The following is a 17218-nucleotide window of genomic DNA, read 5'->3' on the forward strand; positions in this document are numbered from 1 at the left end:
GTCATATCAAGAAAATGTCCAACAATCGACAAGATGCAAAAAGATGGTAACTTACGGACGTACTTTCTAAGAAAGAAAAATTGATGATTCTATWCAACGTGAGCGTGTTAAGTTAGAAACCTTATTAGGTGGTATCGCTGACTTAAACCGTCTTCCAGCTGCTTTATTCATCGTGGATGTGAAAAAAGAACACATCGCTGTGTCTGAAGCACTTAAGTTGAACATCCCTACTTTCGCGATGGTAGATACAAACTCTGACCCGACTAACATCGACTTCCCAATCCCTGCTAACGACGACGCGACAAAATCTATCGCTCTTATCGCTAGTATCATTGGTCAAGCAATCGCTGAAGGTCTAGAAGAACGCAAACGCGAAAAAGAAGAAGAGGCGGAAAAAGAAGCAGCAGCCGCTAAAGCTGCAGCTGATGGTGGCGCAGAAGCGACTCCAGGAAAACGCACTCGTAAAGCAAAAGACGTAGAATAGTATTCTATACATAAAGCCGGATAGACAAGTGTAGGTTTCTGGAAGTATGCTTCCTCAATCCCAACACGTCTTTCCGGTTTTTTCGTTCATAACAAACACCTGTAGTCGTCAAGCTAAGGTGTTCATTTTAACATTGTAATTTTATTAAAAAAGAAAATATCATGTCAGTACAAATTTCTGCATCAGATGTAAACAAATTGCGTCAACAAACTGGCGCAGGTATGATGGATTGTAAAAAAGCTTTAATAGAAGCTAACGGTGACTTCGAAGCAGCTATCGACTACCTACGTAAAAAAGGTGCTAAAGTAGCAGCAAGCCGTCAAGACCGTGATTCTAACGAAGGTGTGATTATAGCAAAAGCTGCTGCTGATGGTAAAAGCGGTATCGTCGTAGAAGTAAACTGTGAAACTGACTTCGTAGCTAAAAACGCTGACTTCATTGCTCTTGCTGAAAAAATCGCTGACACAGCTCTAGCTAATAAACCTGCTTCATTAGAAGAATTAAAAGGTCTTTCTATCGATGGTAAAACTGTTGCTGATGCCTTAATCGAGCAAACAGGTATCATCGGTGAAAAAATCGATGTTTCTAAATACGAAACTATCACTGGTGAAAAAGTTATCGCTTATATCCACGGTAACTACCGCCTAGGTGTATTGGTAGCTCTTTCTGCTGCTGTAGAAGGTGCTGAAGAGGCTGGTAAAGACGTGGCTATGCAAATCGCTGCGATGAACCCTATCGCTATCGATAAAAACGATGTGGACGCAAAAACTATTGAGCGTGAGCTAGAAATCGCTAAAGAGCAAATCCGTGCAGAAGGTAAACCAGAAGAAATGGTTGAGAAAATCGCTCAAGGTAAATTGAACAAATTCTACAAAGAATCTACTTTATTGAACCAAGAGTTCGTTAAAGATTCTTCGAAAAGCATCGCTCAATTCTTAGACAGCGTTTCTAAAGGATTGACAGTAACAGCTTTCAAACGCGTTCAATTAGGTGCTTAATACATAAAGAATCATCTAAAATCCAAATAAAAAGCCTTGCTTTAATAAGCAAGGCTTTTTATTATATCCACTTCCTAAAACGATTTGTTAAATTTTTGTTAAAACAGACAACCTAATAAAATAATGGCACACAATTCGCGTTATAGAAGTAAATTCATATTTAGGTTAATAATTGGTTAGTTTGGAAAAGTCTGAAGTTCCCCGCTTCAGACTTTTCTTTTTTGCATTACAAAGTTTCCTTTAACCAACCGAAGAATTCTCTCTGCCACACTTGAGCATTGTGTCCTGAAAGCACCCAGTGGTTTTCATCCGGAAGATAAACAAAGCGGCTTTTTATTCCTTTCAGCTGAGCCGCTTGAAAAGCCTCCTGACCTTGTCCTATTGGCACGCGGAAATCTTTTCCTCCTTGAAAAATAAGGATTGGCGTATTCCACTTGTCAATATGTTTGATAGGGTTGAACTCCTGATAATGATTTTGAATTTTTTCTATCCCAATACGGACCTCCCAAATCGTAGTTGGCAAAGAAGAGCTCTTCAGTGGTGCCATACCATGATTCCATATTGAACAGGCCACAGTGCGAGATGAAAGTTTTGAAACGACCTTCATGTACTCCTGCCAACATAAATACAGAATAGCCACCGTAACTTGCTCCTATAGCCCCTATACGTTCACTATCCACATAAGGTTCTTTCTTGAAGTCATCAATAGCAGCAATATAGTCGCGGACAGCTTGCCCACCCCAATCTTTAGAGATGTCGTGATTCCACTTAACACCCCATCCAGGCATTCCTCTTCGGTTAGGAAGGATAACGATATAACCTTGAGAAGCCATAAGCTGGAAATTCCAACGGAAAGAATATCCTTGTGTTGTAGCTGATTGAGGACCTCCCTGACAGAACAATAAGGTAGGATACTTTTTGTTAGGGTCAAAATCCGGCGGATAGATTACCCAAGAAAATAGATCTGCACCATCGGAGGCTTTACAGAAGCGCCCTTCCACTTTTGTTTCTTTCAGCTGAGCATACAATGCATCATTAACCGAAGTGATTGGCGTAAGATTTTTCTTTTTGAGAGAGAACAAATAAATCTCAGTGGCTCGTGTCATAGTTGTCGATGTTACGACAAGGCCCTCCTTTGTTTCTCCCACAATACCATTGATATCAAACTGTCCTTGACTCAGCTGCTGAATAGCCGGCAACGAGCGTACATTCAGATTGGCTGGTACCGTCAACTCAAAAAGCTGAACCGTACCTTTTGTCGGTGCTACAAAATATATCTTCTTATTGTCTTTACTCCAGAAAAATGAATTTATGGTCTCATCCCAATGTGCAGTGAGGTTCAGCTTTCTACCACTAGCTATATCCATCAGCATGATGTCGTTTTTATCGGCCTCATAGCCGTCTGTCTTCATGCTCAGCCAAGTAAGATATTTGCCGTCAGGACTGAAGGACGGATTAGTATCATAGCCCATCAAACCTTCCGTAAGGTTTGTCGTCTGCTTGGTATCTAAATCGTACTTGTAGATATCGGTATTCGTGCTCAAAGCATAATCTTTCCCAAATTTCTTCTTGCACACATAAAGTATGGATTTACTATCCGGCGCCCAAACATAGTCTTCTGCCCCGCCAAATGGTGCAGTAGGCGTATAATAAGGCTGTCCCTCCAACAGATCTATGGCTTCACCAATCTGTCCTTGGTTGTAGCTCGCTACAAAAGGATGGTTGAACCGTCCGTCGTTAAAGCTATCCCAATGTTTGTAATCCAAATCATCATAGATATAAACATTGGACTTTGGAAGATCCGGATACTTGTCTACACTATGGTATTTCTTGATAAGCACTTGCTTGCTGAAAAGGATATGTTTCTTATCTGGGGAAAGTTTAACATCCGAGAGTCCTCCCTCATAGTTGGTGAGCTGTACGGCTTCTCCTCCATTTATATTTTTCTTCCAAAGCTGTCCTTTATATAAATAAATCACTTCATTTTCCGGTGTAATCTCAATGACTGACTCACCTCCTGGATCCGTAGTGAAAGGTTTAGCCACACCTCCTTTTACAGGTATTGTAAATAGATTTTTCTCCGATTTGTTCTGCTCGAAAGAATAATTTGACACACCGTACACGAGGGTAGAACCATCAGCACTTAATCCTTCTGCCGACACTCGTCCCACAGCCCAAAGGTCTGTAGGTGTCATGGCACGCTTCGATAAAGCTTCTTTCATCTGTGATTTAAATTGATTGGCATCTACTTGCTTTTCAGGAAGGCGCTGAGCTGTCCCTGAAGTCCCAAAAGTAGAAAAGCGGATAATATAGTTACTTTATTCATCTTCTCTATCGTTTTGTGGTACAAGATAGGAAAGAATTTTAAAAGTGTCTATACTAGCTCTCTGCTTCTCCTCATCCATAACATCAAGATATAAGTCAAATATATCTTGATACCTTCCTTTCCCAATCTCATTGCCTGTCGAAGGTGTACCAATTTACCTTTGTAGACAACTTCATCGATACGGCCAGAATAATAAATATGCCTATAGAGCCGACGATAAGCGAATAATCCCTCAGTTGCATAAGCACATATATAAATATATAAAATAACGAGAGAATCATCCCAAACAAAAGAGCTGTCTTCTTCTGTCGGGTGATCATCAGGATAAATGATGCTATTAAGGATACTGTGGCAATTGACGCTATTAAATAGGCAATATTGAATCCCAAATGCTCAGAAATGGCCAATAACAGCGAGTAAAATACAACCATAGCGATCCCTATAAGTATATATTGAAGTATATGGACACGCTGTTTTTTGATAATTTCTGTGAAGAATAAAGAAGCAAATGTCAGCACTATCACCAAAATGCCGTATTTCGCAACCCGACTAGGTCTTCTGATAGTTATTCACCTCCGGAAGGAAATTCACTTGAACCATATCCGTATCTGTCGCCACGGAGGACTGTGAGGCAGGATTAGAAAGCTCTTCGCTTGTCATTATCATATCTTCTCTCGACAAAGGGATGTCGGCAAAGTTGTATATACGCTGTAGACCTATCCACTGCTGAGGTAACTTACGACCAAAACTAGCAATGTTCCAAACGGCCTGGAATCCCTCCTGCCCCACCTTACGGTCATCCGGTAAAAATCCCCCATTAAAGCTGGGATTTGACCAGCTGCCTTCTACCATAAGCTTTGTTTGGTCTGCCAAAGGAAGGAAATTGAACGATTTCGAACCTTTAATCTCATAATTAAGTTCAAATGTTGAAGCAACCTTATCGTCTTCTCCTAATCCTATTGGCGCCGCTTCTAACATGTTTGGAAATACCCCCTGTATGGAATTATCCTTTTTCAGCGTATAATGGTTACCCGCAAAATATAAGCTTGGAGAAAGAGACAATCCTTTGATATCTTCTACTCCAAAGATGATTCTGGCATTTTTCCAGTCTACAGTGTTTCCATCAATCCTAAGAGCAGAAAGATCGGGCTTATTAAAATTCCCCTTAATCGACACCTTAGCTGTGTATACGACAGATTGATAGATTCCTCTATTCAAAGTTTCCGGCGTTACGGATACTTTAATATCGGATTTTTCCGGCAACATAAAGATCCAGTCATGCGCTAAAGTTTTTACGGAAGCAGATTTTCCTTCAGCATCTTTTTGTAGCGTCTCTTCCCAATAGCTATAGGGATAGCCAGCACGGGCGCACTTACCACCTGTGCCCTACCCCATTTTTGAGCAATTTCCTTGGTTACGCTTTCTTCTCTTTGCCTTCGCTCCTGAATCAGTCATAGATCCATGACATCGGTATCAACATAAACGAGGTAAGAAAGAAAATAACAACCATCTTCAAAACCGACGAATTTGTCAATCGGTCGTAGATGCTTACTAAACCTTGATCGTGTACATTGTGATTTGAAGTCTCCATAATAGCATTGTTTAAAAGTACTTTGGTTTTCAAAGTTGTTGGTTAAAAAAATTAATTTATACTGTTGTTTGATTAAATTTTCTAGAGCCATAAGGTGATTTTCAAAGGCCTTTTGACCTTTCTCGGTTTTGCGATACTTGGTATGAGGCTTTCTGTTTATGAAAGATTTTTCTACGGTAATATATCCTTCTTTCTCGAGACTTTTCAGGTTGGAAGCTAAGTTGCCGTCCGTCACCTGCAAAAGTTCTTTCAGTGAATTGAAATCGTAATGTTCGTTTGCTACCAGAATGCTCATGATTTGCAAACGAACACGATTTTCCAATATCTTGTCGTATAGAGATAAGTCTAACTTCACTTTTCGTAACGCTGATGTACGATTAAACCATAAACAATATGCAAAAGGCCAAATCCGGCAGCCCAGAAAAAGATGCCGTAGCCAGGCAGGCACAAAGCTAGTAATCCCAAAATAATATCCAAAATCCCTAACCACCGCAGCTCCTTAAACGAAAAGTAAGAGGCAGAAACTAGAGCTAGTCCATAGAAAACAAGCAAATGTGAAAGCAATCAGTTCGTAATTTCCATTATTAAGGAATATCAAACTTATCGTTCCTCCTGTGATCAAAGGTATCAGCATAGCCTGCAATAAAGCTTTACTAGCCGGATTCCACACCGACTGTCTTGCCTGCTTTGCCTTACGTAAAGCCATAAGATAGCCTGTCACTATAGAAGCTAACAAAACCAACAATGCAATAAAGGTAAATACGGGAATCGTGTCTGCATTTAGATACTGATCACGATATGCAAAAACAGCATCACCCCCATAAATATATGCATAAGCTGTCCCCGCACCTATTAAAGCATAAAAACCAATCAATACGCCTGACAGCCCACTGATGGACATAAATTTTGATGATTTCTCCATCAAGGAACGTATATGCCCTATTTCGTCTATTAAATCTTTATGATTCATAAAAGTACTTTGATATCCAAAGTTGATGATAAAATTTTACATCACCAAATTTTTTTTAAAATTACACCATACATCCTCCACAAGTTTTCTGAATAATCCGACAATTTTTAATTTTTTCCCCTTCTCCACCCCGACAACAGGAAGAATGTCACCTTCCCTTTCGGAAAAAAAGATGTGAAAAACCATCTTATCGTGAGCAATCTTAAGCGTGATCTAAGCGATACATACCTTGTTGTCGAGAAAAATTATGAGACAGCACAAAAAATCATGAAAAAAAATAATATTTCTGATAACTAACCTATTAGCCCATTTACAGTAAAAAAACATAAAATTTATTCATCAAAAGACTTGACAAAACCGAAAATAGCGCCTATCTTTGTGTCATCAAAAGAAATCCTAACTGCGGAAGTGGCGTAATTGGTAGCCGCACCAGACTTAGGATCTGGCGCCGCAAGGCGTGGGGGTTCGAGTCCCTTCTTCCGCACTTGATATCCTCCCGAAAAAAGTTATCGGGAGGATTTTTTTTATAATGCGAACATAACGCTAAAAAGTATGAATATTTCACATCAGAAAATCGACAACATCGCTAAAATTACTATCAATTTAGCACCAGAGGACTATAATCCTGCTGTCGACAAAGCGATTAAAGATCAAGCTAAAAAAGCAAAATTACCAGGTTTCCGTCCTGGCATGGTACCTGCAAGTCATATTAGACGTACTTTCGGTAAAGCTATCTTATTCGACGAAATCAATCGTCTTATCAAACGAAAAGATTTCGGCATATATCACCGAGCAAAAACTAGAGGTATTAGGCCAACCACTTCCTGCAGAAGGTGAAGAGGACGCACAATACAACTGGGACTTCAAAGATACTTTCAACTTCAACTACGAAATAGGTTTAGCGCCTGAGTTCGAAATTCCTTTCGATGCATCTGCTGAGTTCACTCAGTACGACATCAAAGCAGATGAAGCTACCCTAGCAGAACGTATCAAAAACTTACGTCGTAGCTACGGCAAAATGACTAACCCTGAAGTATCTGAAGAAGGAGATGTTCTTTATGCTACCTTGAAGCAAGATAAAGAAGGCGGAATCGAAAAAACTACTTCTGTACGTACAGACATCATCGAAGACGCTAAAATCAAAAAATCTTTAGTAGGTCTTAAAAAAGATGACAGCGTAAAAATCGACGTTAAGAAAGCTTTCCAAGTAGCTGACCTAGCTCGCATCTTAGGTATCACTGAAGAGGAAGCTGAGAATCTTGACGTAACGAAATTCGAACTTACTGTTAAAAATATCAACAGATTAGAAGAAGCAGAACTTAACCAAGAGTTCTTCGACAAATTGTTCGCAGCAGGAGAAGTTACAACTGAAGAACAGTTTACCGCTAAAGTGAAAGAAGAAGTTGAAAACCTTTTCAAACAAACTTCAGATCAAAAATTACGCAACGACATGTACACTTTCGGCATGGACAAAGTTGACGTAAAATTCCCTGAAGAGTTCTTGAAAAGATGGTTAAAAGCTACAAACCCTAACCTTACTGAACAAGAAATCGAAGAAGGTTTCGCTGACTTCTTGAACAACTTGAAATGGACTATCATTGAAAACCGCATCATCACAGCCAACAACTTAGAAATCAAATATGATGAGGTGGTAGATTTGGCAAAAGAACGTATCTACGCACAAATCAAGATGTACAACTTCAATGAAGAGCCTACGGAAGAACAATTGAACCAGTTCGCCCTTCAGTTGCTTTCAGACAAAGAACAAGCTAACCGTCTGTTTGAAGAAGTTAAAGCCTTGAAAGTATTCGATTACTTGAAATCTAACGTTAAAATCAACTCACAAGAAATCGACTACAACAAGTTTCAAGAGCTAGATAAATAAAATTTTATTGATTTTAGAATGTAAAAGGTTAGCAAAGACGTTTGCTAACCTTTTTTATTTTAAGAATATGAGAATACGTAAAGCTACTCCTCAGGAGGCCTCCATCCTAGCAAAACTCATGAACTTAGCGATGAGAGAAATCACCTATCAATTCATAGGTGAAACTAACAGCGATAAAGCGAATGCTTTTCTCGCTTACTTTATCGCACTACCAGACAATCAATATTCCTATGAGAATATTTATGTTGCCGAAGTGGGAAATGAGATTGCTGGCCAGATCTGTTTGTACGATGGAGCAAAATTGTTGACATTAAGAAAACCAATATGGGAGAAAATAAAATCTGACTTCGGGAAAGATTATCACGCAGCAGAAGAAACACAAGCCGGTGAATTTTATATTGATACCTTGGCGGTAGCGCCACAATATCAAGGTAAAGGTATCGGAAAAGCTCTCTTAGAGTTTGCTATCGAAGAATTTGTTAAAAAACGGCAACAAACCCTAGGACTTTTGGTAGAAAAAGACAACGATAAAGCCAAACGGCTTTACGAAAAGTTGGGATTTGAAGTAGTAGAGCAGATAGATATTTTCGGAAAAGTGATGGAGCACATGCAAATAAAAGCCTAAGCTCCATTCATTTTTTTACTTAAAAAAGAATATTATATCCCACAGATAATCTTCCAAAAGGAAACTCCTTAGTGAAATCAGGATACTGCTGGTCTTTGAAGTGTCCATCCAACGCAAAATATCCTGAAGCTATATTGAGTGAAAAGCGCTTGAAGACACGTAAGCTTGTTTCTACCGTGGCGGCATGCAAGAGGTAATACGATTTCGTACCGCTGATGGTATGAAAATAGCCTCCGTTATAGTTGACATAAATCAGCAAACGGTTCAACAAACTCAGCTCCCCCACAAACCGATAAGAAGCCCCCGAGCCATAATTGTAATTTCTTGCCTGCCCATACCAGAGGTAGGGGTCCGGCACTGCCGCCAACAAGACCGCTCCTGCTCCTACAGATAAATTTAAGCGGTTTGTACTCTTATATCGGAATTCCGAATTCCAGTTATAAACCAAACTCTGGGCACCATAAAAGAATGCATCATTATTATAAAAGTCGTAATGCGCATTTAAGGTCCCAAAATGTTCTCCTTTCTTTGACTTAAAGAATTCGGCGCCATATAACAAAGCATGTACGTTGATCGTGCTGATTCGCGAACTATCGCCATTTCCCAGCTCAAAATTCACAGAAAACTGATCAAAAGGACGCTTGAAGTTATGATCCCCATTAGAGTAGTAAAATCTCAAACGGCATATACGGAATTTTTTCCTTTCTCCAGAAAATCTCCTGTCTTAGTGTCGAATCTCCTTAGTCCCATGTCAAATTCGGCACTGATATGAGAAGAGTCTGCAGCATAATAATCATCGATTTTCTTACCCCACTTTCCATCAAGAAGTCGGTTCAGGCTATTCACTGGATTTACCAATAGGGCTACAATTTCATTCCCAATAATGTTATGTCCATTTTTACTACGGGCCAAGATGTTACGTGAAACACGATGCGTCATCTCCCCAATATTATCCCCCCGAAAGTGGTGTTCACCAAATCATTGATGGAGGGATGCTGTGTCTCTCCTCCCGTCCTCCCAGATATAACTACCTAAAAATGTAGCTATACTGGATTGGTAGAAATTGTATCCATTACTGCGAAAAGCATTGAAATATATCTGTCCGTGATATGGATGATCAATCTGGTTGGTAGTAAATTGGTTGTCATCCCAATCCCAGGCGCTGATTTTCTGATGTTGAATAAAATTTTTGAAAGAGATATACGAAAAAGGATCCCTTTTAATAAACCTATTAAACGTAGCTGGGAAAGCCTGCGCTAAAAACCATTCCGAGCTGGCTCTCCAAAAGAATTTCTTACGCGTAGGGATAAGCTCCTTTTCAACCTGTATCGTATCAAACAAAGTAATAGGTTTCCAAAATTTTCGGGGAGGCTTAACCCTGGAAGTCAAATTATAAAGGGAAGAATCTCTTTTCTCATTACTTTCTTCAGCAGCAAACAGAAAGAACGGAAAACTTAAAAGCACAAAAAATAAACCTAGGTTTTTCAGCATAGACCACAAAAATAGAGGTTTTTTGTACTTTGTCCCTTCCTCTTTGTAATTTTTGGACAATATTATTACAATTTAATAAGAAAAAACAATTCTCTTTATGAGAAAAACGTTACAAAAGAGAAACTTCCATAAGTAATAAGAAAGAATCCTCTAGAGACTTAACAGTTATTTGTCGTACATCTTCAATTCCAATGGCATCTCTCCTTTGCAGGGTCTGTCCTGCTATTTCCACTTCTCCTTCCAATACCATAAGATAAAGTCCTGTAGCTTCTCCTTTCCTGGTGTAATCCAACACTTTATTTTTATCTAAATCCGCTAGATAAAACCAAGCCTCCTGATAAATCCATGTTCCTTCTTTCTCTTCTGCTGATGGAGATACAATCTGTTTGCCACCTTGTTTTTATCGTACTTTCAGGATTTATTTTAATTTGATCATAGCGTGGTTCCACATTCTCTTGGTTAGGAAAAACCCAAATCTGCAAGAACTCTACAGGCTCCACCTCGCTTGCATTATACTCACTGTGCTGAATACCTTTACCGGCGCTCATAACCTGGATTTCGTTTTCACCTATCACTCCCGAGTTGCCCATACTATCCGTATGAGCCAATGCCCCTTTCAATGGTATGGAAATAATTTCCATATTACTATGAGGATGAAGACCGAAGCCACTACCTCCTTCCACATGATCATCGTTCAGCACCCGCAAGGCCCCAAAATGAATACGTTCAGGGTTGTAGTACCCTGCGAAGCTGAAGGTGTGATAGGTTTTCAACCAGCCATGGTCAGCATAACCTCTACTGCCTGCTCTATAAAGGGTCGTCCTCATCATATACTCCTTTCTTTGTTTTACACAAAGATAATTCACCCTTCTGGCGTATTTCTTAACTTACATTAAGAATTAGACCTTTATTCTTTCGGCACGCAGCTTACTCAAAAACTCAGGAGTGATGCCTATATAGGAGGCAACGGATTTTTGAGGAATGGTATGTATGAGAGAAGGATACATCTCGCAAAAGCGTTCATACCTCTCCTTCGCGGAAAGACTTAGATAGTTTATCGTTCGTTGATTGCTGGAGGCCAGTGCATTTTCCGTCAGAATGCGGAAATACCGTTCCAACTTAGGAATACTATCGAAAAGCGACAGCTGGCAACTTCTGCTTAGCAACAGAACCTTGCTGTCAATAAGTGCATCGATATAAAGAATGCTGGGTTGATTCTTCACAACAGAGTACATATCCGAAATCCACCAGTTTTCTGGAGCAAACTGCAGAATATGTTCAAATCCGTTACGGTCTACGGTATATGAGCGTAAACATCCTTCCACCACAAAAGCAGAATAATATGGGATTTCTCCTGCCTGATGCAAAAACTTTTTGCGTGGCACCTCCCTTTCCTTCACTAAGCTCTTGATAATATCTATCTCTTCTGATGAGAGAGCCACTATACCTTGGATATGTCGGATTAACTTTTCTACCATAAAAAAGGACGACCTTCTCGTCGTCCTACTAATTTACTATTTAATTTCGGTATAGCCAATGCCCATATTCTGAAACATGAAGGCCCATCGATCTGCATATTCTTCAATCTGCATTGACGTCGATTTTCCGGCACCATGTCCTGCCTTCGTATCTATGCGAATAAGGACCGGATGGTTTCCTTTGTGGTACTCCTGAAGGCGTGCGGCAAACTTGAAAGAATGTGCTGGCACCACACGGTCGTCATGATCTGCCGTGGTGATCATCGTCGTCGGATAGCTACGCCGGGTTTCAACGCATGATACGGCGAATAACGATACAAATATTCAAACATCTCTTTGCTGTCCTCCGAAGTACCGTAATCAAAGGCCCATCCCGCACCGGCCGTAAACTTATGGTAACGTAACATATCCAACACCCCTACGGCAGGGAATGCCACCTTGAAGAGCTCCGGACGCTGCGTCATACATGCTCCTACCAAAAGACCTCCGTTGGAGCCTCCCGCGATAGCCAAACGTTCAGAAGATGTATATTTTTCACTAATCAAATATTCTGCCGCAGCAATAAAGTCATCAAACACATTCTGCTTATTCATCTTGGTGCCTGCCAGATGCCATCTTTCTCCATATTCGCCACCTCCACGAAGGTTAGCCACAGCATATACTCCTCCTTGTTCTAACAGTATTACCTGTGCTAGGCTGAAGGCAGGTGTCAAACTGATATTGAATCCTCCGTAACCGTACAATAGGGTTGGATTCGTCCCATCAAGCTTTATCCCTTTTTTATGGGTGATAATCATCGGCACTTTCGTTCCATCTTTAGAGGTATAAAACACTTGTTTGGACTCATACTGTGAAGGGTCAAACTTCACTCCCGATTCTTTATAAACTTCGGATTTACCCGTTTCGATATTGTATTTATAAATTGTGTTTGGATGGATATACGATGTAAAGGAATAATATAAGTGCTTATCCTTTTTCTTTGCACTGAATCCGCTGGCAGTACCTACTCCTGGCAGCTCAATTTCTCTTTCCAGCTTTCCGTTCCGGTCATACTGCTTAACCATGGAGATAGCATCCTTTAGGTAAGTGGCAAAAATCTTACCTCCTCCTACAGAAGGGGTAAGGACATTCTCCGTCTCTGGAATAAGATCTGCCCAATGATCTGGGGTAGGATTGGCAAAGTCCACCGTAACAATCTTACCATTAGGAGCATTTAGCTCTGTATAGATTATCAGCCGTGAGCCTTCATTGTCCAGCACAGCGTGATTTTTGTCCATATTCGGAACGATGGCCACAAAATCCGAATTAGGTATAGTCAAATCTTTGATATACAACTCATTGCCGGAAGTAGTATTGGCGGCACTTACAACCAAAAATCGTTCATCTTCCGTAAGATAAGCACCTATATATCGTCTTTTGAGATTTTCACCTCCTAAGATGAGCTCATCGTCGGTCTGTGGGGTATTAAGCTTATGAAAATATAGCTTATGAGCGTCTGTCATTGCCGACAGAATAGAACCTTCTTTAGGTCTGTCGTAGGAACTGTAGTAAAACCCTTCGTTTCCTCTCCATGCCAATCCCGAAAATTTAACATTGACTAATGTATCTCCTACAATGGATTTATCCGCAGTACGCATGACGATAACCTTACGCCAATCCGATCCGCCTTCAGAAATCTGATAGGCCACTAAGGAGCCATCCTTGCTGAAAGAGATGCCTGCCAGCGAAGTGGTCCCATCTTCCGAAAATTTGTTTGGATCTAAGAAGATTTCTTCTTTACCATTTTCTCCTTTCTTCCTATAAAGTACGGACTGGTTTTGAAGTCCGTCATTTTTGAACCAATAAATATATTCCCCCTCCTCAAAAGGTGCAGAATACTTTTCATAGTTCCACAAATATTCTAGGCGCTGCTTGATAGCTTCGCGATAAGGAATCTGTGAAAGATAATCCTGCGTCACCTCATTCTGTTCTTTGACCCAAGCCTTAGTCTTATCCGAAAGGTCGTCTTCCAGCCAACGATAAGGATCTTCTACTTCTGTACCGAAATAAACATCTTTGTGGTCTATCTTTTCGGTCTGCGGGTAAGGTTTTAATGTGATATTTTTCAATGCTTCAATTTTATTCTGTGACTGACAACTTACTAGAGCCATCATCATGACCAAACCTGAACTTATATTCTTTCTCATAATTTAAAATTTATAACACAAAGCTAATAAATATTGGGAGTTTGCAGATAATGGTTTGTTTGCATGTGCTATTTTGGTAATTTTGACCAATATGCAACCAAGAGACAAGATATATTTTGCATCAGATTTCCATCTAGGAGCATATCCTCAATCCAAATCGGAAGAACGGGAGCGGACAATCGTCAGCTGGCTTGACCATATTAAGAAAGATGCTGCAGAATTATATCTTGTAGGAGACATCTTTGACTTTTGGTTTGAATATGCTACTGTCGTTCCCAAAGGATATATTCGCTTCCTAGGGAAATTAGCAGAACTGGCAGACATGGGCATCAAGCTGACTTTCTTCAAGGGGAATCACGACATGTGGATGTTTGGTTATCTGAAGAAAGAGCTGAAAGCCTCCATCATCGATAATGAACTGGAGCTCAACCTAAATGGAAAGAAATTCTATATACATCACGGTGATGGTTTAGGTCCGGGAGACAGAAAATACAAGATGCTGAAAAAGATTTTCCGAAGTCCCTTGTGTCAATGGCTTTTCGCACGCTTACACCCCAACCTAGGTATAGGCATAGCTACACGTTGGTCACGCCACAGTCGCATCTCGAGTCAAGCACCGGAAACTTTTCTGGGAGAAGACAAAGAATGGCTCATCGTCTATAGTAAAGAGCTTTTGCAAAAAGAACATTTCGACTATATGGTCTTTGGACATAGACATGTTCCTTATCATATCAAGGTGAACAATAGTACAGAAGTCGTGAATCTCGGAGAATGGATCAACCATTGCACTTATGCCGTATGGGACGGTGAAAACCTATCCTTAGAAAAATGGAGCTAACAAAAGGCATACAACAGATATATCCACTCGTGGAAGAGGATATGGATAAGATTATTGCCATAGCCCATAAACTCTGCGTTTCTAAAGGAGAGATACTCATCCAACACCAAGAGGTAAACAAATACATCTATTTTCTCGAAGAAGGCATATGCCGCATTTTTTATCCGAAGGAAGAAAAAGAGGTTGTACTGGACTTCTGCTTTCCTGGTGATATCATATTACCGCTCAACAGCTATGTTCACTCTCTTCCAACCTACGAAATCGTTGACACCTTAGAGCCTTGTGTCATCTACAGAATTTCTATCCAGGAGCTGCAGGAGCTCTATGCCTCTTCCCTATCCATAGCCAACTGGGGTCGCAAGCTTGCAGAACTGGAAACCCTAAAAATCGAAGCACGTCTTATGCAAAGCCTGTTCAAATCAGCAAGTGAACGCTACACTGAGCTGTTGAAAAAAGCACCTAAGCTCCTCCAGCGCATCAAATTGGGCTATATAGCTTCCTACCTAGGGGTTTCACAGGTAACTTTATCCCGCATACGTGCAGAGATATAATTTTTTATCATTTGTAAAAGGTTATTTCCTGCCGTTACCTCATCTTTGTACTTCATAAACACAAACATATGAACTGGATATTTTTAATTTTAGGAGGACTGTTTGAGGTAGGCTTCACCACTTGCCTGAGCAAAGCCAAAGAAACTACAGGCACCACCATGTACGGATGGTATCTGGGGTTCGTGGTCTGCCTCTTTGCCAGCATGGGACTATTGATCAAAGCAACACAAACTCTACCTATGGGTACTAGCTACGCCGTATGGACGGGAATTGGAGCTGTAGGAACAGTTTTGATAGGCATCATCTTCTTTAAAGAGCCTACAGACTTCTGGCGTTTGTTTTTCATTTTCACCCTTATCGCATCCATCGTCGGATTGAAAGCCGTATCAAGTCATTAAAAAACTACGTGTAATCAGATAAATTTTCAGTAATTTTGCCAATCCAAAAGACTTTTTTGGACCTGAAGGTTTTAGAATTATGTTAGAAAAATTACAAGCAATCAAAGAAAGATGGGAAGAAGTGGAAGCTGAATTAAGCAAGCCTGACACCATCTCCGATATGAAGCGCTTTGCGAAACTGAACAAAGAATATAAAGAGTTAGGCAAAATCGTAGAGCAATACCATATTTATAAAAATATTATAAGCAACATCGAAGCGAGTAAAGATATCTTAGCCAACGAGAAAGACCAAGAACTTCGCGAGATGGCTAAGGAGGAATTGGAAATTCTTTCCACACAAAAAGAGGAGAAAGAGGAGGAAATACGTCTCATGCTTATCCCTAAAGATCCTGAAGATTCACGTAATGCCATCCTCGAAATCCGTGGTGGTACAGGAGGTGATGAGGCAGCTCTTTTTGCGGGCGACCTTTACCGTATGTACACCCGCTTCTGTGAGAAAAAAGGATGGAGAACAGAAGTTATGGATGTTACGGAAGGAACAGCGGGAGGATATAAAGAGGTTATCATCAAAGTTATAGGCGAAGACGTATATGGACAGCTGAAATACGAATCAGGTGTACACCGCGTACAACGGGTGCCAGATACGGAAACACAAGGACGTGTACACACCTCCGCAGCATCCGTAGCCGTACTTCCTGAAGCAGAAGATGTGGATGTAGAACTTAACCCTGGTGATATAGAGATGCAAACTTCACGTTCGGGAGGTGCCGGTGGTCAGAACGTCAATAAAGTGGAAACAAAAGTACAGCTTACACACAAACCTACCGGTATCGTCGTGGTATGCCAAGTAGAACGCTCACAATTGGCAAACCGTGAGCGCGCAATGGAGATGTTGCGTAACAAATTGTATGAGCTAGAACTTAATAAGAAAAATGGCGACATCGCTGCCAGAAGAAAGACTTTGGTGTCTACCGGAGACCGTTCGGCAAAAATCAGAACCTACAACTACCCACAAGGTCGTGTTACCGAACATCGTATCGGTTTGACACTTTACAACCTTCCTGCAATCATGGACGGTGATATTCAGGAGATTATCGATGCACTGCAATTTGCAGAGAATGCAGAGAAGATGAAAGAGGGTGCTGTAGACTAATTTTTTTTGATAAAAAAAGTTTGTTTTTTCGCAAAACAGCCCTATATTTGCACACCTTCTCGAAAGAAGGGTTGAGGTCTGGTAGTTCAGCTGGTTAGAATACATGCCTGTCACGCATGGGGTCGCGGGTTCGAGTCCCGTCCAGACCGACCAGAATTAGTTTCAACACTTAGCACGTTACCTTTAAAAACGATTCAATACCGTACTGCCCGATAGATGACGGCTGGTAGAACTGCCAAGGCCA

General features: G+C 40.6%; 19 protein-coding genes, 2 tRNA genes and 4 pseudogenes. 12 read left to right on the forward strand and 13 right to left on the reverse strand.

Annotated elements, in window-relative coordinates:
• Both rpsB and tsf read left to right on the forward strand, forming a co-directional pair.
• Nucleotides 1–484: pseudogene (gene rpsB / locus SD31_RS07910) on the forward strand (30S ribosomal protein S2); the annotation flags it as partial.
• Nucleotides 485–645: 161 nt separating this feature from the next.
• Nucleotides 646–1482, forward strand: coding sequence for a translation elongation factor Ts (tsf, locus tag SD31_RS07915; RefSeq protein ID WP_039053737.1), 837 nt, complete (start codon nucleotides 646–648; stop codon nucleotides 1480–1482).
• 226 nt (nucleotides 1483–1708) lie between these two features.
• Here the strand turns inward: tsf and SD31_RS18880 are convergent, their stop codons facing one another.
• The 6 genes and pseudogenes from SD31_RS18880 to SD31_RS07935 form a co-directional block, all read right to left on the reverse strand.
• Nucleotides 1709–2005: an alpha/beta hydrolase family protein gene (locus SD31_RS18880; RefSeq protein WP_231561325.1), complete on the reverse strand. Its 297-nt coding sequence runs from the start codon at nucleotides 2003–2005 to the stop codon at nucleotides 1709–1711.
• Nucleotides 1920–3704, reverse strand: coding sequence for a S9 family peptidase (locus SD31_RS07920; protein WP_231561326.1), 1785 nt, complete (start codon nucleotides 3702–3704; stop codon nucleotides 1920–1922). Before SD31_RS07920 ends, SD31_RS18880 begins: the two co-directional genes overlap by 86 nt.
• 232 nt (nucleotides 3705–3936) lie before the next feature.
• Nucleotides 3937–4332 carry a cell envelope integrity protein CreD gene (locus tag SD31_RS20135; RefSeq protein ID WP_262506586.1) on the reverse strand — a complete coding sequence of 132 codons (396 nt, stop codon included), beginning with the start codon at nucleotides 4330–4332 and terminating at the stop codon, nucleotides 3937–3939.
• A 25-nt stretch (nucleotides 4333–4357) separates the two neighbouring features.
• Nucleotides 4358–5259, reverse strand: a pseudogene (locus SD31_RS20140) (inner membrane CreD family protein).
• Nucleotides 5260–5754, reverse strand: a complete 495-nt coding sequence (locus tag SD31_RS20805) for a transcriptional regulator (protein WP_316929812.1) — start codon at nucleotides 5752–5754, stop codon at nucleotides 5260–5262.
• A gap of 144 nt (nucleotides 5755–5898) precedes the next feature.
• Entirely contained in the window at nucleotides 5899–6369 is a 471-nt protein-coding gene (locus tag SD31_RS07935; RefSeq protein ID WP_231561328.1) for a hypothetical protein, read from the reverse strand.
• 402 nt (nucleotides 6370–6771) lie between these two features.
• Between SD31_RS07935 and SD31_RS07940 the strand changes: the two genes are divergently transcribed.
• The 5 genes and pseudogenes from SD31_RS07940 (at nucleotide 6772) to SD31_RS07950 (ending at nucleotide 8879) form a co-directional block, all read left to right on the forward strand.
• Nucleotides 6772–6853 (forward strand) — tRNA-Leu (locus tag SD31_RS07940).
• Nucleotides 6854–6921: 68 nt separating this feature from the next.
• Entirely contained in the window at nucleotides 6922–7206 is a 285-nt protein-coding gene (locus SD31_RS20810; protein ID WP_316929813.1) for a trigger factor family protein, read from the forward strand.
• Nucleotides 7154–7309: pseudogene (locus tag SD31_RS20815) on the forward strand (trigger factor); the annotation flags it as partial. The gene SD31_RS20810 and the pseudogene SD31_RS20815, both read left to right, overlap by 53 nt.
• Nucleotides 7310–7387: 78 nt before the next feature.
• On the forward strand, nucleotides 7388–8254 hold the full coding sequence (locus tag SD31_RS07945) for a hypothetical protein (RefSeq protein WP_316929814.1): 867 nt from the start codon (nucleotides 7388–7390) through the stop codon (nucleotides 8252–8254).
• Between the two features lie 67 nt (nucleotides 8255–8321).
• Entirely contained in the window at nucleotides 8322–8879 is a 558-nt protein-coding gene (locus tag SD31_RS07950) for a GNAT family N-acetyltransferase (RefSeq protein WP_039053738.1), read from the forward strand.
• Nucleotides 8880–8898: 19 nt separating this feature from the next.
• Here the strand turns inward: SD31_RS07950 and SD31_RS15250 are convergent, their stop codons facing one another.
• From SD31_RS15250 to SD31_RS07970, 7 genes and pseudogenes are all read right to left on the reverse strand, one after another.
• Nucleotides 8899–9558, reverse strand: a complete 660-nt coding sequence (locus SD31_RS15250) for a hypothetical protein (protein ID WP_052258788.1) — start codon at nucleotides 9556–9558, stop codon at nucleotides 8899–8901.
• The gene (locus tag SD31_RS15255) at nucleotides 9555–9818 is read right to left on the reverse strand and encodes a hypothetical protein (RefSeq protein WP_052258791.1); all 264 of its coding nucleotides are present in this window, start codon (nucleotides 9816–9818) and stop codon (nucleotides 9555–9557) included. The genes SD31_RS15250 and SD31_RS15255 overlap by 4 nt, the downstream gene beginning before the upstream one ends.
• A gap of 39 nt (nucleotides 9819–9857) precedes the next feature.
• Nucleotides 9858–10220 (reverse strand): DUF3943 domain-containing protein, encoded by a 363-nt coding sequence (locus SD31_RS15260; protein WP_197053612.1) that lies wholly within the window; start codon nucleotides 10218–10220, stop codon nucleotides 9858–9860.
• 259 nt (nucleotides 10221–10479) lie between these two features.
• On the reverse strand, nucleotides 10480–10752 hold the full coding sequence (locus SD31_RS18890; RefSeq protein WP_316929816.1) for a hypothetical protein: 273 nt from the start codon (nucleotides 10750–10752) through the stop codon (nucleotides 10480–10482).
• Nucleotides 10673–11200 carry a pirin family protein gene (locus SD31_RS07960; RefSeq protein ID WP_231561330.1) on the reverse strand — a complete coding sequence of 176 codons (528 nt, stop codon included), beginning with the start codon at nucleotides 11198–11200 and terminating at the stop codon, nucleotides 10673–10675. The genes SD31_RS18890 and SD31_RS07960 overlap by 80 nt, the downstream gene beginning before the upstream one ends.
• A 69-nt stretch (nucleotides 11201–11269) precedes the next feature.
• Entirely contained in the window at nucleotides 11270–11848 is a 579-nt protein-coding gene (locus SD31_RS07965; protein ID WP_039053739.1) for a Crp/Fnr family transcriptional regulator, read from the reverse strand.
• Nucleotides 11849–11884: 36 nt separating this feature from the next.
• Nucleotides 11885–14034, reverse strand: a pseudogene (locus SD31_RS07970) (prolyl oligopeptidase family serine peptidase).
• A gap of 91 nt (nucleotides 14035–14125) precedes the next feature.
• On the opposite strand from SD31_RS07970, the gene SD31_RS07975 reads away from it, so the two are divergent.
• From SD31_RS07975 to SD31_RS07995, 5 genes are all read left to right on the forward strand, one after another.
• A complete protein-coding gene (locus tag SD31_RS07975) occupies nucleotides 14126–14872 on the forward strand; it encodes a UDP-2,3-diacylglucosamine diphosphatase (protein ID WP_039053740.1) in 747 nt (248 codons plus the stop codon).
• Nucleotides 14863–15423, forward strand: a complete 561-nt coding sequence (locus tag SD31_RS07980) for a Crp/Fnr family transcriptional regulator (RefSeq protein WP_039053741.1) — start codon at nucleotides 14863–14865, stop codon at nucleotides 15421–15423. Before SD31_RS07975 ends, SD31_RS07980 begins: the two co-directional genes overlap by 10 nt.
• 68 nt (nucleotides 15424–15491) lie before the next feature.
• Nucleotides 15492–15821 carry a DMT family transporter gene (locus SD31_RS07985; protein WP_039053742.1) on the forward strand — a complete coding sequence of 110 codons (330 nt, stop codon included), beginning with the start codon at nucleotides 15492–15494 and terminating at the stop codon, nucleotides 15819–15821.
• Nucleotides 15822–15900: 79 nt separating this feature from the next.
• Nucleotides 15901–16974 (forward strand): peptide chain release factor 1, encoded by a 1074-nt coding sequence (prfA, locus tag SD31_RS07990; protein ID WP_039053743.1) that lies wholly within the window; start codon nucleotides 15901–15903, stop codon nucleotides 16972–16974.
• Nucleotides 16975–17049: 75 nt separating this feature from the next.
• Nucleotides 17050–17123, forward strand: a tRNA-Asp gene (locus tag SD31_RS07995).
• The last annotated feature ends 95 nt before the right edge of the window (nucleotides 17124–17218 follow it).

It is taken from the genome of Sphingobacterium sp. T2 (assembly GCF_000814685.1).
GTDB lineage: Bacteria > Bacteroidota > Bacteroidia > Sphingobacteriales > Sphingobacteriaceae > Sphingobacterium > Sphingobacterium thermophilum.